This is a genomic window from Streptomyces sp. NPDC051569, assembly GCF_044454085.1.
Lineage (GTDB): Bacteria > Actinomycetota > Actinomycetes > Streptomycetales > Streptomycetaceae > Streptomyces.
On sequence record NZ_JBITDJ010000004.1, the window covers coordinates 436,694 to 452,090 of the forward strand.

12 protein-coding genes are annotated in these 15,397 nt (G+C 72.0%); 7 read left to right on the top strand and 5 right to left on the bottom strand.

Translation table 11 applies throughout. The features are described from left to right. Window positions 1-124: 124 nt before the first annotated feature. Window positions 125-2,290: a bifunctional glycosyltransferase 87/phosphatase PAP2 family protein gene (locus tag ACIBAE_RS10130; RefSeq protein WP_399283636.1), complete on the bottom strand. Its 2,166-nt coding sequence runs from the start codon at window positions 2,288-2,290 to the stop codon at window positions 125-127. 208 nt (window positions 2,291-2,498) lie between these two features. Here ACIBAE_RS10130 and ACIBAE_RS10135 point away from each other — a divergent pair, with 208 nt between their 5' ends. After that, entirely contained in the window at window positions 2,499-3,167 is a 669-nt protein-coding gene (locus ACIBAE_RS10135; RefSeq protein ID WP_399283638.1) for an O-methyltransferase, read from the top strand. Window positions 3,168-3,368: 201 nt separating this feature from the next. Here the strand turns inward: ACIBAE_RS10135 and ACIBAE_RS10140 are convergent, their stop codons facing one another. From ACIBAE_RS10140 to ACIBAE_RS10150, 3 genes are all read right to left on the bottom strand, one after another. Further along, window positions 3,369-4,124, bottom strand: a complete 756-nt coding sequence (locus tag ACIBAE_RS10140) for a hypothetical protein (RefSeq protein WP_399283639.1) — start codon at window positions 4,122-4,124, stop codon at window positions 3,369-3,371. Next, complete coding sequence (locus ACIBAE_RS10145; protein WP_399283640.1) at window positions 4,124-4,747, bottom strand: hypothetical protein; 624 nt, start codon at window positions 4,745-4,747, stop codon at window positions 4,124-4,126. Before ACIBAE_RS10145 ends, ACIBAE_RS10140 begins: the two co-directional genes overlap by 1 nt. A gap of 153 nt (window positions 4,748-4,900) precedes the next feature. Next, window positions 4,901-6,949: a DHA2 family efflux MFS transporter permease subunit gene (locus ACIBAE_RS10150; RefSeq protein ID WP_399283642.1), complete on the bottom strand. Its 2,049-nt coding sequence runs from the start codon at window positions 6,947-6,949 to the stop codon at window positions 4,901-4,903. 162 nt (window positions 6,950-7,111) lie between these two features. Here ACIBAE_RS10150 and ACIBAE_RS10155 point away from each other — a divergent pair, with 162 nt between their 5' ends. From ACIBAE_RS10155 to ACIBAE_RS10165, 3 genes are all read left to right on the top strand, one after another. Continuing rightward, the gene (locus ACIBAE_RS10155; RefSeq protein ID WP_399283644.1) at window positions 7,112-8,086 is read left to right on the top strand and encodes a peptidoglycan-binding protein; all 975 of its coding nucleotides are present in this window, start codon (window positions 7,112-7,114) and stop codon (window positions 8,084-8,086) included. A 98-nt stretch (window positions 8,087-8,184) separates the two neighbouring features. After that, window positions 8,185-8,862 (top strand): HAD-IA family hydrolase, encoded by a 678-nt coding sequence (locus ACIBAE_RS10160; protein ID WP_399283646.1) that lies wholly within the window; start codon window positions 8,185-8,187, stop codon window positions 8,860-8,862. Between the two features lie 119 nt (window positions 8,863-8,981). Beyond that, the gene (locus ACIBAE_RS10165; RefSeq protein ID WP_399283647.1) at window positions 8,982-9,500 is read left to right on the top strand and encodes a DUF402 domain-containing protein; all 519 of its coding nucleotides are present in this window, start codon (window positions 8,982-8,984) and stop codon (window positions 9,498-9,500) included. A gap of 212 nt (window positions 9,501-9,712) precedes the next feature. Here ACIBAE_RS10165 and ACIBAE_RS10170 read toward each other — a convergent pair whose 3' ends face one another. Next, window positions 9,713-10,303 carry a TMEM165/GDT1 family protein gene (locus ACIBAE_RS10170; RefSeq protein WP_399283650.1) on the bottom strand — a complete coding sequence of 197 codons (591 nt, stop codon included), beginning with the start codon at window positions 10,301-10,303 and terminating at the stop codon, window positions 9,713-9,715. A 311-nt stretch (window positions 10,304-10,614) separates the two neighbouring features. On the opposite strand from ACIBAE_RS10170, the gene ACIBAE_RS10175 reads away from it, so the two are divergent. The 3 genes from ACIBAE_RS10175 to ACIBAE_RS10185 all read left to right on the top strand — a co-directional run bounded on the left by ACIBAE_RS10175 (window position 10,615) and on the right by ACIBAE_RS10185 (window position 15,358). Beyond that, window positions 10,615-11,268 (top strand): HNH endonuclease family protein, encoded by a 654-nt coding sequence (locus tag ACIBAE_RS10175; RefSeq protein WP_399283651.1) that lies wholly within the window; start codon window positions 10,615-10,617, stop codon window positions 11,266-11,268. 106 nt (window positions 11,269-11,374) lie between these two features. Beyond that, entirely contained in the window at window positions 11,375-13,099 is a 1,725-nt protein-coding gene (locus ACIBAE_RS10180) for an alkaline phosphatase D family protein (RefSeq protein WP_399283652.1), read from the top strand. 135 nt (window positions 13,100-13,234) lie between these two features. Further along, window positions 13,235-15,358 carry an FAD/NAD(P)-binding protein gene (locus ACIBAE_RS10185; RefSeq protein ID WP_399283654.1) on the top strand — a complete coding sequence of 708 codons (2,124 nt, stop codon included), beginning with the start codon at window positions 13,235-13,237 and terminating at the stop codon, window positions 15,356-15,358. Window positions 15,359-15,397 lie beyond the last annotated feature (39 nt).

Sequence of the window (15,397 nt, forward strand, 5' to 3'; positions counted from 1 at the left end):
GCGGCCGTTACCCCGGCGCCACCCCTGAGGCGCGGCCATGACCTCGCCGCCCCCTGAGGCGCGGCCGTTTCGTCCGGGCCGCCCCTCGGAGCCGTACGCACTCGTCCTGGTGCCGGAAGCGACGCTAGACCGGGCGCTTGCCCGTGCCCCCCGCCGGAACGGGCGTGCCGCTCCTCCGCTCCCCCGCCGGGGCGGGATCCGGTGGTGCCGGCTGTGCCGCCACGGGCAGCAGCTCGCGCGGTCCCGCCAGCAGGTACGTCAGGCCGAAGCCCGCACCGACGACCGCCGCGCCGCCCACCGCGTCCAGCACCCAGTGGTTGGCGGTGGCCACGATCGCGCAGACCGTGAAGAGGGGGTGCAGCAGGCCGAGTGGTTTCATCCACAGCTTCGGCGCCAGGACCAGGACGACCACCCCGCACCACAGCGACCATCCGAAGTGCAGTGAGGGCATCGCCGCGTACTGGTTGGTCAGCGCGGTCAGCGCCCCGTAGTCCGGGTTGGCCAGGTCCTGCGGGCCGTGCACCGTGTCGATGAAGCCGAGGCCCGGCATCAGCCGGGGTGGGGCCAGCGGGTAGAACCAGAAGCCGGTCAGCGCGAGGACCGTGGCGAAGCCGAGCGAGGCGCGGGCCCAGCGGTAGTCGGCGGGCCGGCGGACGTAGAGGACGCCGAGGATCGTCAGCGGCACGATGAAGTGGAACGACGTGTAGTAGAAGTTGAAGAAGTCCGCCGCCCACTGGGCTTTCACCACCGCCTGGTTGGCCCAGTGCTCGATGTCGATCCCGAGCGCCCGTTCGACGGCGTGGACCTGACGGCCGTGCTCCTCGGCCGCCGCCCGGCCGCCCGTCGCGGCCAGGCGGATATGGGAGTAGACGGAGTATCCGACGCGGATGACGAGCAGTTCGAGCAGCAGATTGGGGCGGCTGAGCAGCCGGCGCCAGAACGGTGCCGGCGGGACCCGGCGCCGGCGGGCCGGAGCGGGCTCCGCGTACGCGGTCGGCACCGCCGTCTCGAAGTACGGCGAGGTACGGGGCAGGAACGGCACCACGCAGGCCGCCGCCAGCGCGGCGAGCAGCGGTACGTTTTCCGCCAGGGGCGCCAGCCATGTCATGTTCGGCAGCAGCATCCGACCGGGCAGCGTCATCACCAGCACCACGACCGCCGGCCAGGCCAGCCGGTCCCTGGCCCGTGTGCCGACGCGGCCGACGACTGCCAGCAGCACCCACAGCAGCTGGTGCTGCCAGGCGGTCGGCGAGACCGCGACCGCGACACAGCCGGTCAGCGCCACCGCCAGCAGCGGTTGCCCGTCCTGGGCGTAGCGGACCGCGCGCCGCAGGCCGAAAACAACGACAGCCGCCGCCAGGGCGACGAAGAGCGCGATCTCCAGTGGCCCTTCCAGGCCCATCCGCAGGAGCGCGCCGTGCAGCGACTGGTTGGCGAGGCTGTCGGGGCGTTCGCCGAGACCGGCGCCCGCCACATGGTGCACCCAGTACGCCCAGGAGTCGCCGGGCAGCGCCGCCCAGGCGAGCGCGGTGCAGGCGGCGAAGGTACCGGCCGTCGTCGCGGCGGCCTTCCTGCGGCCGGTCAGCCAGAGCAGCGGCGCGAAGAGCAGTACGGCGGGCTGCAGGGCCGCGCCGATGCCGATGAGGACGCCGCGGGCGCGCTCGTCCCGTACGGCGAAGCAGCCGACCAGCACCAGCAGGACGGGGATGATGCTGGTCTGGCCGAGGTGGAAGCTGTTGCGTACCGGCAGGGACAGCATGAGCAGGCTGATCGCGACCGGCGCCGCCAGCAGTCCCGTACGGCGCGACACACGGCCCGGCAGGGCGCGGGCCACGACCAGGCCGAGCGCGACGACCAGCAGCAGTGTCCCGAAGGTCCACACGATGCCGAGGCTCCGTTCCGCCGAGCCGGCCAGCGGTTTGAGGACGACGCCGGCGAACGGTGTGCCGGTGAACCTCCCCGTGTCGTACAGCGAACCCGCCCCGTGAAGGATGCCGTTGTCGCCGATCCACTCCGTCAGATCGGTGAGCCGTTCACCGGGCGGGTGCCGGAGCACCGCCGCCGCCTGTCTGACCGCGAGTACGGCGGCGAGCAGCCAGAGGACGGCGCGAGCCGTTCCGAGGCCGTTCTCCGTACCCCCGGCCGCGCCTCCCGCCGCGCCTCCCGTACCTGCCGCACCCGCCGCCGCACCCGCCGCCGCACCGCCGTGCACGCTGTGCTCCGCATTCACCACGCCGCGCCGACCCTCCGTCCGTCCGAAAACGCCGTCCTTGGGCACTGAGCCTCGCATTGCCCCGTCATGATGAGTCAGGCAACCCCCTCTTCGCCCGAGTGTCATCCGTCTTTCGCCGTTCCGCCGAATCCTTCCGGTGAGAACGGGTCAGAGGGCGCGGGGGATGCGGGTGGCGAGCCCCGACACCACGTAAAGCCGCCTACGGCACCGGCCCGCTGAGTTACGTTCCACGAGCAGCGACTCCGTTACAGAGAAGAGGGCCCGCATGTCCCAGGAACAGTGGAACGCCGTCGACCGCTACTTCACCGATCAGCTCGCCCCCGCCGACGAAGCGCTCTCGGCGGCCCTCGACGCCAGTGCCGCGGCCGGCCTGCCCGCCATCAACGTGGCACCCAACCAGGGCAAGCTGCTGCATCTGCTGGCCCGCGTCCAGGGCGCCCGGACGATCCTGGAGATCGGCACACTCGGCGGTTACAGCACCATCTGGCTGGGCCGCGCGCTGCCCGAGGACGGCAGGCTGATCTCGCTGGAGTACGACCCCGTCCACGCCGATGTGGCCCGCGCCAATCTGGCACGGGCCGGACTCGACAAGATCGCCGAGGTCAGGACGGGGGCCGCCCTGGACACGCTGCCCGCACTGGCCGCCGAGGGCGCGGGCCCGTTCGACCTGGTCTTCATCGACGCCGACAAGCCGAACAACCCGCACTACCTGGAGTGGGCGCTGAAGCTGACGCGGCCGGGCAGCGTCATCATCTGCGACAACGTCGTGCGGAACGGGGCGGTTGTCGACGCGGCCAGCACCGACCCGGCGGTGGTGGGCACGCGGGGCATGATCGAGCTGATGGCGGGGAATCCGCGGCTGTCCGCGACCGCGCTGCAGACGGTGGGCAGCAAGGGGTACGACGGCTTCGCCCTGGCCCACGTACTGGCCTGACGAAACGCGAACGCGGACCCGGTACGGGCACGGACCCGGTACGGGCGCGGACCCGGTCCGGACACGGACCGGTATGGCGGCCCCGGGATACACGCGAGCGGACGCGTGCACCGGCACGGACGGAGGCGGCGGGCCGTCCCTTGCCCGCCGCCTCCGAGACCGTGCCCGGGTCCGAAGCCCCGGGTCCGCCGCTGTGCCGGATCAGATCCGCAGCAGCCGTTCCGTCACCTCGCGGTAGCTCTGCAGCGCGAGCCGCAGGTCCTCCGTGTCCGTGCCGTCGGCCGAACCGTTCTTGCCGCCCTTGGCGGATCCGTCCCAGCCGGCGCGCAGCGACCGGGGTCGCTCGGCGAGCGCGTTCGTCAGGCGCTCGGCGGCCTCCTCCAGCACACCGGCGGCCTCCTCGACGGAGTGCCGGGGGCCGTCCACGAAGGAGTTGAGGGCTTCCTGCAGACGCTGGGTCAGCTTGTCGCTCTCGTCCTGGGGGAACAGCCGCGGATCCGTGCTCGTGCCGCCCGTGGCGCCACCCGTCCTGTGCGCGGGGACGGCGGCCTGGGCGGAAGCCGGGGCCGCCGCCTTCGCCGGCCCGGCTTCCGCCTCGCGCGGCTCGGCGGCGTCGCGGGCGTGCAGGGGCTTGACCGGCCCGCGGGCCTCGCGGGCACCGGTGGTCTCGCGGGTCCCCGTGGTCTCCCGGGTCCCGGTGGTCTCATGAGTCCTGGTGGCCTCACGGGGCTCCAGGCTCTCGCGGGATCCGGGGGCTCCGGCGGGCCGCTCCGGCATGTCCTGCCGCGTGTCCCGCCGTGTGTCCCGCTGTGTGTCCTGCCGCCCGGTCCGGGCCGCCTGGGGGATGTCCTGGTGCTTCGGCCGGCTCGTCGGTTCGCTTGCCGGCGTGTTCATCGCTTCGCCCGTCCGCGCGTTCGCCGGGGCGTTCTTCGGGTCATTCGTCGGGTCGTACGTCATCACACGCCACTCCCTTTGGGCCGCAGTGAAAGATTCCGGTTCCGGCCGGCGTTCCCGGGGCGGTGCTTACCGCTCTCCTCCGGGCGGGCGAGGATCAGTCGCTCGAAGAGCTCGCGCGCGCCGACCATCGCCTCACGCAGCTCCTCCGTGCTCGCACTGCGGCCGTCCTGCGAGGCCGCCTGGTGCACCCTGCGGTAGCCGTCCACCTCGTGCGCGTAGTGGACGGAGAGGGCGTCGAGCTGTTCGTCGTATCGTGTGCCGTCCGGGTAGCCGCGCTCGGCCGCCACCCGTGCCACCAGCTGGTCCGCCTCCGCCACCGCTTCCTGCGGGGCGTCGACGAAGCGCTCCTGGAGACCGGCCCAGTGGGCCACGTACTGTTCCCGGCTCTCGGCGGAGAGGGGCTCCGGCCGCAGGTCGCCGTGGCGCCGCACCCGCTCGCCCAGCTCGCGCTCGGCTGCCTTGGTGTCACCGTCGTGACGCGCGACGACCCGCTCGTACTCCGGACCGAACCGGCGCTTCAGGCCGGTTCGCCCGCTTCCCCTGCCGGGCCCGAGGTACAGGACCGCGGCCACAATGATCACAAACACCACGATCAGAGCGACGACGATCAGAACTGTGGTCATGATTGCCTTCCTGGTTCTCGGCTCGTCTCGGCTCGTACGCGTTTCGGCTCGTACTCGTTCCGGTACTGCTCGTAACGGGCTGTTCTACGAGTCGGGTTGCCCGGAATCCAGGAGCCAAACGGCGCGTTGCCGAGTGCGCTCGGGCCGGCGCGCTCAGGCGGCGTGGTCCCGGGGCGGCTCGGGGGTGCGGGGCCGTTCGCTGTCGGAGCCGCACAGTTCGCTGTTCAGGTCGTGGACCAACTGCGTGAGATCCGTGGGCCGGTGGGGCCCCCACCAGTCCCCCAGCAGCTCCGACAGGGACTCCTCGCGGGCCGCCGCCAGCACGTCCGCCATCCGGCCGCCCAGAGGGGTGAGCGTCAGCTCAAGGCCCTCGCGGCGGACCAGTTCCCGCTCCTCCAGCTGCCGGGACGCGTCGGTGACGGTGGTGATCGGCACGGGCGCGGCGTCCGCGAGCAGGGCGGGTTCGACGACACCGTCGCGGCGGATCCGCAGGAGCATCCAACTGGCGGCCGGGAGCAGGTCGTACCCCGCCTTCTCGGTGATCGTCTCGTAGATCCGGCGGCGGCCCTCACGGGTGCCGAGGACCGACAGGGCGCGCGCCACCTCGTCGCGCGAGGAGCGCTCGACCGGGTTGGACGCCAGGGTCTCGCTGACCTCCGGTGCGGTCACCGAGCCGCGCAGCTTGTCCTCCTTGAGGAACCACGAGACGACGAAGGCGAGCAGCACGACCGGCACGGCGTACAGGAAGACATCGGTGATGGACGTCGAGTAGGCGTGCAGTACGGCGGGGCGCACCGAGGGCGGGAGCCGGTCGATGGCCCGGGGGTCGGCGGTCAGTTGGCTGGTCCCCACCCCGGGGGGCAGGCGCAGGCCGGTGAGGGCCTTGTCGACCTTGTCGTTGAGGAGGTTGGTGAAGATCGTGCCGAAGATGGCGACGCCGAAGGACGCGCCGATGGAGCGGAAGAAGGTGGCGCCCGAGGTCGCGACGCCGAGGTCCTGGTAGCTGACGGCGTTCTGGACGACCAGGACCAGGACCTGCATGACGAGTCCGAGGCCCGCGCCGAAGACGAAGAAGTAGGCGCTCATCACCCACGTGCCGCTGTTCTCGGTGAGCTGATGGAGCAGCAGGAGCCCGATCGCGGTGATGCCGGTGCCGAGCACGGGGAACGCCTTCCAGCGGCCCGTACGGCTGACGATCTGACCGGACACCGTGGAGGTGATGAGCAGCCCCAGCACCATCGGCAGCAGGTGGACGCCGGACAGGGTGGGGGTGATGCCGTGCACCACCTGGAGGAAGGTCGGCAGGTAGGTCATCGCGCCGAACATCGCGAAGCCCACGATGAAGCTGATGAGCGCGACCAGGGTGAAGGTCCGGAGCCGGAAGAGCCGCAGCGGCAGTACGGGCTCGGCGGCGCGCCGCTCGACCTGAATGAAGAAGGCGAGCAGGAGGAGTCCGAGGACGGCGAGGCCGATGATCTCGAACGAGCCCCAGGCCCAGGTGGTGCCGCCGAGTGAGGCGACCAGTACCAGGCAGGTGGCGACGGACGCGATGAGGAAGGTGCCGAGGTAGTCGATGGTGTGCCGGGTCGTGCGGACCGGGATGTGCAGGACGGCGGCGATGATGGCGAGGGCGACGGCGCCGATCGGCAGGTTGATGTAGAAGACCCAGCGCCAGCTGAGGTGCTGGGTGAAGAAGCCGCCGAGCAGCGGGCCGAGGACGCTGGTGGCGCCGAAGACGGCACCGAACAGGCCCTGGTACTTGCCGCGTTCGCGCGGCGGGACGATGTCTCCGACGATCGCCATGGACAGCACGATCAGGCCGCCGCCGCCCAGGCCCTGGAGGGCGCGGAAGCCGATGAGCTGAGGCATGTTCTGGGCGACGCCGCAGAGGGCGGAGCCGATGAGGAAAATGACGATGGCGGTCTGGAAGAGCTTTTTGCGGCCGTACTGGTCCCCGAGCTTGCCCCAGAGCGGGGTGGCGGCGGTCGAGGCGAGCAGGTAGGCGGTGACCACCCAGGAGAGGTGGTCCAGGCCGCCGAGGTCGCTGACGATGGTCGGCAGGGCGGTGGACACGATGGTCTGGTCGAGCGAGGCGAGCAGCAGGCCCATCAGCAGCGCGCTGATGGCGACCATGACGGTGCGGTTGTTCTGGCCCTCGCCGGGAGCCGGACTCACGGCCGGGGTGCTCACTTCCTGAGCCATGGGAGATCTCCTCGGGGTCCGCCGAGTCTCCATCCTGTCCGTTCCGTCCCGTTATGGCCTGCCGAGCGGCCGCCGTGGCCTCCGAACGTTGGTACGGCGTTCGGAAAGGGCCTGCATAATCGCTGGGAGTTCAAGGGGGCAGTGCATGGGAGGGGACCCACGTTGACCGGACAGCTCTGTCCTGAATGCGATACGCCGAGAGCCGCCGAGGGGCAGCCGGGCTGCTTCTGCGCGGGGCGTGCGGCGCGGGCGGCGCAGGCCGGGCGCACAGCGGAGATCGCCGCGTCGGAGGACTTCGATCCGCTGCGCATACGGCCGTACGTGACGCTCGACGAGGCCGGCCGGGAGGCCCCGGTGACCTTCCGCACGGCGGGCCCGCTGCCGGCCCTCGCGCCGGAGGCCGGACCCGCCGGACAGCCGTCCGCCGAGCCGCGGGTCTCCGTTCGGGCCGCCGGGCCCCTCCGTCCCGAGCCGGCACCGGCCCGCCGCAAGTCGCTCCGAGCGGTGGCGATCGGGGCGGCGACCGTCGCGGTGATCGGCACGGCGGCGTTCGGCGCGAGCCTGTTCCCGGGAAGCGACCAGCAGGACATGGCGCTGCCCGACGAGGGCCACACGGGGATGCCGGAGGGGAACCTCCTGGAGCCGGACGCGTCTCTCGTGACCTCGTCGGCCGCACCGTCGGCGTCGCCCTTCGTCTCGACCGCACCGACGGCCACAGGCGCCTCGGGGGCTCCGCCCGGGTCGACACCGGCCGCGTCCACGACCTCGAACTCGACCGCGCCCACGGAGGCGGGCACGCCGGCCTCCCCCGCCCCCGGGGCGACGGCACCGGCCCGCCCCGGCGACCCGGCGGTCCCGCCCAGGGCCCCGGCGGCGCCGGTCCTGGCCCCGGTCCAGGGCGGATCCCCGCTCAGCCGCGGGGACTCCGGCGCGGAGGTCGTCACGCTGCAGAACCGGCTCGCGGAGATGCGGCTCTTCCACGGCCGGGCGGACGGCCGGTACGACGAGCGCGTCGAGATCGCCGTACGCGTCTACCAGACCTACCGGCGCGTCGACGGCGACGCGAAAGGCGTCTACGGGCCGCACACCCGACGCGCCCTGGAGTCGGAGACGAAGGGGCGCGGGCGGCGCCACTGACCCGATTTGTACAATGGGGAAACAAAGTGGCTTCGCCCGTACTCCCTGACCGGCGGGCGAGGCCGCTTGTCTCTCTTCCCGCTCACTGGAGTACGCCGATGCCGGCCACCGCTTCCACCACCACGACGTCCGTCCTGACCGCGCGCGGTCTGCTGCTCGACATGGACGGCACCCTCGTCAACTCCGACGCCGTCGTGGAGCGCGTCTGGCGCGGCTGGGCGACCGAGCACGGCCTGGACCCGGACGAGACGATGAAGGTCGTCCACGGCCGCCAGGGATACGCCACGATGGCCATCCTGCTCCCGGAGCGGCCGATGGAGCAGAACTACGCCGACACCCGCGTGCTGCTCGCCCGGGAGACCGCCGACACGGACGGCGTCATCCCGGTCCCGGGCGCCCCGGCCTTCCTCGCGGCCCTGGCGACACTGCCGCACGCCCTGGTCACCTCGGCGGACGAGGCCCTGGCCACCGCCCGCATGACGGCGGCGGACCTCCCCCTGCCCAAGATCCGCGTCACCGCCGAAAGCGTCACAGCCAGCAAGCCCGACCCGGAAGGCTTCCTGCTCGGCGCGGCCGAACTGGGCCTCGCCCCGGAGGAGTGCGTGGTCTTCGAGGACTCGGAAGCCGGCATCGCGGCGGGCCGGGCGGCGGGCATGCGGGTGGTGGGCGTAGGCCCGAGGGCGGCCGCCCAGTCCCCGACGGCGCACGTCGACGACCTCACCCACCTGACGCTGGAAGCCCTCCCGACGGGCGAGATCCGCCTGCACATCGGCTAGGTGTACGGGCCCGCGGGGTGTTACGCGGCTGATGTGAGCCGCCCCGGGGCAGCGGGCTTCTCCCGGGGCCGGCGCGGCTCCTCGGCGAGGGTTCTGGCGCTGTCGGGTAGCGTCTTGGCATGGTCACCGAAAGCACCTCCGTGCTGGTCGACATCCGGAAGTACGACGGCAGCCTGAGCGCGCGGTGGACTGCCACCCGGCTGGGTGAGGACGAGCACGGCGTGTGGCTGGGCACGGCGCGAGGCGTTTCCGTCAGCTCAGCCACGGGCGGCTGGACAAGCCGGTTCGGCTACGTGATGTTGGTCCCGCGTGACAGCTGGTGGACGGCCACATTCTGTGCGGACCCGGGCCCCGAGATGTACTGCGACGTGTGCACGGTGCCCGAGTGGGACGCGGACGGGACCGTCCTGCGCACGGTGGACCTCGATCTCGATGTCGTGCGGCCTCGTGGCGGCGAAGCCCGTATCGAGGACGAGGACGAGTTCGCCGAACACCAGGTGCGCTACGGCTACCCCGACAGCATCATCGGCAAGGCCCGCCGGACCTGCGAGTGGTTGATGGAGATGGGCCGTCGCGATGGTGACGGCGTCGAACCCTTCGCCTCGGTGTACCGCCACTGGCTCGGCCTCATGGGGTAGGCCGCAGGCCAGGGACCGCCGGCCCGGGATCATCACCGGGCACGCCATCGTCGCGACCGGTCCGCCTGTCCAGGACGTACCGCACCTGGGCCGCGGCGGCAGTAGCCTGCCGTCCGCTCGATCAGCGACAACGGCGCTCACCCTTCGCGTGGCCCGAACTCACCGGCCATCAGACTCCGGTGGCGGCGCGCAACCGTCGCTGACACAGGACATCAGCCCACCGCCGCCTCCACCAGGCTGAAGCCCGCCAGCGCCAGCATCAGGATCGCCGCCACCCGGGTGATCAGTTTCAGCGGGACCCGTTTCATCAGGGCCCGGCCGCCCAGGATGCCGATCGCCGCCACCGACCAGAGCGCCAGTACCGCGCCGATGGCCACCGAGACCGGGCTGTTGTAGCGCGCCGCCAGGTTCGCCGTCGTGATCTGGGTCAGGTCGCCGAACTCCGCGACCAGGATGAGTGTGAAGCCGGTCGCCGAGACCCTCCAGAAGGACTGGTTCGCCGGCTCCTTGGCCTTCCCCTCCTCCTTCTCCTCATCGGCCTTACGGAACAGCAGCACCAGCGCCCCCGCCAGGAACAGCGTGCCCACCACCGCGTCGACCACCCGGTGCGGCAGCAGCCTGAGTACGCTGCCCGCCGCGATCGCCAGCGCCACGTGCACCGCGAAGGCCGGCGCGACCCCCGCGAAGACGTATGACGCGCGGTAGCGGGTCCCGAGCATGAGGCTGGCGAGGGATGTCTTGTCGGGGAGTTCGGCGAGGAAGATGACGCCGAAGACGATCGCCATGACGCTGAAGCTGATCACTGGTAGCCATCCCCGCGGTTCTATCGGCCGTGCCCCGCAGTATGTCGACATTTTGGCCGACGGCCGCCATCCCACGCCAACCATGTCCCGACGAATACGAATTGTCGTCCCATCAGGAACGAACGATTCCGCGCAACCCCTTGATGTGACGTGCTCATGTCGCCACGCTGTTACCTGACGCCCACCCCATGGAAACCCACCGCCGCCACGATGGCGGCCGGGCCCCAGGCCGGCTCGCCGGCCGGCCTCCAGGCCGGGCCCGTAACCGCCGCACGGTCAGGCCAGGTTCCCCCCACTCCAAGGGAGTTCGCATGTCCGGTATCTACGCGCGTCGAGTACCCCGCATCGCCATCCTCGCCGCCTCAGCCGCCCTCGCCACCGCCACCACCCTGCTCACCGCCCCCGCCGCGTCGGCCGCCATGCCCACCCCGGTGACCGCCGCCACCGCCCGCACGTACCTCGGCCAGCTGACCGTGCAGGCGGAAGGTTCCACCAGCGGCTACAGCCGGGACAAGTTCCCGCACTGGATCACCCAGTCGGGCGCCTGCGACACCCGCGAGACGGTGCTCAAGCGTGACGGTACGGGCGTCGTCCAGGACTCCGGCTGCGCCGCCACCAGCGGCAGTTGGTACTCCGAGTACGACGGTGCCACCTGGACCGCCGCGTCCGACCTGGACATCGACCACATGGTGCCGCTCGCCGAGGCCTGGACGTCGGGCGCCAGCGGCTGGACCACCGCCCAGCGGCAGGCTTTCGCCAACGACCTGACCCGCCCGCAGCTCATCGCCGTCACGGACAACGTGAACCAGTCGAAGAGCGACCGGGACCCGGCCCAGTGGCTGCCCCCGCGCGCCGCCTACCAGTGCACCTACGTCCGCGCCTGGGTGCAGGTGAAGAAGTACTACAACCTCACCGTCGACTCCGCCGAGAAGACCGCGCTCCAGGGTGTCCTCAACGGCTGCTGATCCCTGGTCGCTGTATGACGCGGGGGCCGGGCACTTCCCCGCCCGGCCCCCCTCCCCGCCCGCCTCCGTCGTTCCGTACCGTACGCGTGGACGGAGGAGGGCACTTATGACCGGGCTACGCCTGGGACCGCTGCTGCGATACGTCGGCTGCGACGGCGCCGATGAGGACACCGGTGGCACGGCGACCATCTGGATCGAGGCCGACCGGCCGTGCGTCGCGGAGGTCCGCTGTGCGGACGGCGCGTCCGGGACCTCCCGTACGTTCCAGATCGCCGGCCACCACTACGCGCTGATCCCGGTGACCGGCCTGACCCCCGGGGCCGGCACCGCGTACGAAGTACTCCTCGACGAGCGCCGCGTCTGGCCACCCGAGGACTCCCCCTTCCCGCCGAGCACGATCCGGGCCCCCGCCGTTCCCCCGGGCGACGCCCCGCCCGCCGGACTGCGGGTGGCCTTCGGCTCCTGCCGCTGGGCCTCGCCGCCGCGCGACGAGCCGGATCCGCTCGGCCCCGACGCCCTGGACGCCCTCGCGGCGCGGCTCGCCGCCGACCCGGAAGCCGGGCGCCCGGACGTGCTGCTCCTGCTCGGTGACCAGGTGTACGCGGACGAGACCTCGAAGGCGACCAGGCGCCGGCTGGCCCGCCACCGGGATCTGCGTGAACCGCCGGGCGAGGAGGTCGCGGACTACCAGGAGTACACCTACCTCTACGACGAGTCCTGGAGCGACCCCGACGTCCGGTGGCTGCTCTCCACCGTGCCGAGCTTCATGATCTTCGACGATCACGATCTGATCGACGACTGGAACACCAGCGCCGCCTGGCTGGCCGACCAGCGCGAGCTGCCCTGGTGGCAGGAGCGGTTGCTCAGCGGGCTGATGTCGTACTGGGTCTATCAGCACCTCGGGAACCTCTCCCCCGCCGAACTGGCGGCCGACGAGCTGTACGCGGCGGTACGCGCCGACCCGGACGGCACCGATCTGCTCCGGCGCCACGCCTCCGAGGCCGACCGCGAACCGGCGCGCGTGCGCTGGAGCTACCGGCGTGACTTCGGCCGTACGCGGCTGCTGATGGTCGACTCACGCGCCGCCCGCGTCCTGGCGGAGCAGGACCGCGCGATGCTCGACGAGGGCACGGCCCGGTGGGTGCGGGAGCAGGCGCTGGACGGGCGGGGATCGTACGACCATCTGCTCATCGGCACGTCACTGCCCTGGCTGCTGCCGCCGCTCATCCATGACCTGGAGTCCTGGGACGCGGCGCTGTCCCGGGGTGAGCGCGGCCCCCGCTGGGCGCGCTTCGGCGAGTGGCTGCGCAGGGCGGCCGACCTGGAGCACTGGGCGGCGTTCCCCGACTCCTTCGAGGAGTTGGCCGCGCTGGTCGCGGAGGCCGGCAGCGGGCCCGGGGCGCCGGCGACGGTGTGCGTCCTGTCCGGCGATGTGCACCACGCGTATGTCGCCGAGCCGTCCTGGACCGCCGGGGATCCGGACGCGCGCGTGCTGCAGCTGACCTGTTCGCCGGTGCACAACTCCGTCCCGGCCTCGATGAAGGTCGGCTTCCGCCTCGGCTGGAGCCGGCTCGGCCGGCGCCTGGGGCGCGTCCTGGCCCGGCACGGCCGCGTCGCCCCGACGTCGGTCAACTGGGCAAGGACGGGCGGGCCCTGGTTCGGCAACCAGCTGATGACCCTGACCCTGCGCGGCCGTTCCGCCCATCTGCGGCTGGAACACGCGCGCGACCGGAAGAGGAGCCGGGGCGAGGAAGGGGACGGAGGCGGAGGCAGAGGCGGGGACGCCGAGCTGATGACCGTGGACGAAAGGACCCTGACACCGGATCCGTGATCCTTCCCACAGGGCGTGATCCGCTGCCCGAGGGTTCGGCCTCCGGGGCACCAACGGCATGATGAGGCGGGCGCTTCGCTTCCCAGAAGCGGAAGGTCCGCTTCCAGCACCCCACATGCCCCGGGAGTCACAGTTTTGTCCGATGTACGGCAGCCCCTGCCCCGCTCCTTCGCCGTCGTCGGCGCCGGCCCCCGCGGCACCTCGGTCCTTGAGAGACTCTGCGCGTCCGTGCCCGAACTCGCCCCCGGCGTACCGCTGATCGTGCATGTCGTCGATCCGGCGCCGGCGGGCGCGGGCCGCGTCTGGCGTACCGACCAGCCCGCCGAGCTGCTGATGAACACGGTCGCCTCGCAGGTCACCGTGTTCACCGACGAGAGCGTCGCGTGCGAGGGCCCGATACGCCCGGGCCCGAGTCTGTACGAGTGGGCCGCGGCCCGCCCCGGCGAGCGGCTCGGCCCCGATGACTATCCGAGCCGTGCCGCCTACGGCCGCTATCTGGAGTGGGCCTTCCGCAGGACGGTGGAGGGCGCGCCGGAGAGCGTGACCGTCAAGGTCCACCGGGCCCGTGCGATCCGTCTCGACGACGACGCGACGGGCGGTACGGGCAGTACAGGCGACGCGGGCACCACACGCAACGCGGGCAACACAGGCGACGCGGGCACCACAGGCGACGCGGGCAGCACAGGCATCGCGGGCAGCACACGCAACGCGGGCAGCACAGGCATCGCGGGCAGCACAAGCGTCACGGACGCCACAGGCGATACGGGCGCCGCCTCCACCGGATCCGGCGCGCACCGCCCGCCCGGCACCTCGGGCTCGTACCGCCCCACCCAGACGATCATCCTCGACGACGGAACGATCATTTCCGGTCTCTCCGCTGTCGTCCTCGCGCAGGGGCATCTGCCGGTGGTTTCCGGTCAGACCCAACTGGCGCTGTCCGAGTACGCGACCCGGTACGGGCTGCGCTATCTGCCGCCCGCCAACCCGGCGGATGTCGATCTCTCCGCCGTCGCCCCGGGCGAGCCGGTTCTGCTGCGCGGCCTCGGCCTCAATTTCTTCGACCACATGGCGCTGCTGACGGCGGGGCGCGGCGGCACGTTCGCCCGGGGCGCCGACGGCGTTCTCGTATACCACCCGTCCGGCCGGGAGCCGCAGGTGTACGCGGGGTCGCGGCGCGGGGTCCCGTACCAGGCACGCGGGGACAACGCGAAGGGCCCGTCCGGCCGGCACCGGCCGCTGGTGCTGACCCCGGAGGTGATCGCCGACTTCCGCGAGCGCGCGGACAAGGGCGATCCGCCGGACTTCCTCGACGAGATATGGCCGCTGGTCGCCAAGGAAGTGGAGTCCGTGTTCTACGGTTTCCGCGGCCGCCTCCTGGAGCGGTTCCTCGCGGCGCCGCACGGCGGGCCGGAGGAGGCCGCCGTGCTGGACGAGGCCGGGATCGGGCCGGCCGGCCGCTGGTCCTGGGACCGGATCTCCCGTCCGTACGGCACCGAGTCGTTCCACGACCCGGCCGATCACCGTGCCTGGCTGCTGGCACATCTGCGCCGGGACGCGGCCCAGGCCGCGCTCGGCAATGTCGCGGGCCCGGTCAAGGCGGCGCTGGACGTGCTGCGCGATGTCCGCAACGAGTTGCGGCAGATCGTGGACCACGCCGGGCTGTCCGGCGCCTCCCGGCGCGACCATCTGGACCGCTGGTACACGCCGTTGAACGCGTTCCTCTCCATCGGTCCGCCGCGCCGCCGTATCGAGGAGATGGCGGCGCTGGTCGAGGCCGGGGTGCTGGACGTGATCGGCCCGCGAACGACCGTACGGGCGCGGGACGGTGTGTTCGTCGCCGAGTCCCCCGACGTGCCCGGGTCCGAGGTGCGCGCCACGACCCTGGTGGAGGCCCGGCTGCCGGAACCGGACCTCCGGCGCAGCAGCGATCCGCTGCTCTCGCGACTCCTGAAGACCGGCCAGTGCCGGACACACGTCGTTGACGGCTACGAAACCGGCGGCCTCGACGTGACACGCCGCCCCTACCGCCTGCTCGACCGTCAGGGGCGTGCGCATCCAAGGCGGTTCGCCCTGGGGGTACCCACGGAAGGGGTGCACTGGGTGACCGCCGCCGGGGCGCGTCCCGGGGTCGATTCCGTGATGCTCTCCGACACCGACGCGGTGGCACGTGCCACCTTGCGGACGCCGGCCGGCGGCGAAGCGGAATACGCGGCGAGAATTGATCGGCGGCAGAATGTTGAACTTGCAAGCATAGATTAGGCATGCCTAACGTGAGGGCGCTTCTCGTCGGTCCAGACC

Excerpts from the sequence above, each read along its gene's own strand:
- ACIBAE_RS10130 (WP_399283636.1), bottom strand. The coding sequence starts at position 2,290 with ATGCGAGGCTCAGTGCCCAAGGACGGCGTTTTCGGACGGACGGAGGGT.
- ACIBAE_RS10135 (WP_399283638.1), top strand. The coding sequence starts at position 2,499 with ATGTCCCAGGAACAGTGGAACGCCGTCGACCGCTACTTCACCGATCAG.
- ACIBAE_RS10140 (WP_399283639.1), bottom strand. The coding sequence starts at position 4,124 with ATGACGTACGACCCGACGAATGACCCGAAGAACGCCCCGGCGAACGCG.
- ACIBAE_RS10145 (WP_399283640.1), bottom strand. The coding sequence starts at position 4,747 with ATGACCACAGTTCTGATCGTCGTCGCTCTGATCGTGGTGTTTGTGATC.
- ACIBAE_RS10150 (WP_399283642.1), bottom strand. The coding sequence starts at position 6,949 with ATGGCTCAGGAAGTGAGCACCCCGGCCGTGAGTCCGGCTCCCGGCGAG.
- ACIBAE_RS10160 (WP_399283646.1), top strand. The coding sequence starts at position 8,185 with ATGCCGGCCACCGCTTCCACCACCACGACGTCCGTCCTGACCGCGCGC.
- ACIBAE_RS10165 (WP_399283647.1), top strand. The coding sequence starts at position 8,982 with ATGGTCACCGAAAGCACCTCCGTGCTGGTCGACATCCGGAAGTACGAC.
- ACIBAE_RS10175 (WP_399283651.1), top strand. The coding sequence starts at position 10,615 with ATGTCCGGTATCTACGCGCGTCGAGTACCCCGCATCGCCATCCTCGCC.
- ACIBAE_RS10180 (WP_399283652.1), top strand. The coding sequence starts at position 11,375 with ATGACCGGGCTACGCCTGGGACCGCTGCTGCGATACGTCGGCTGCGAC.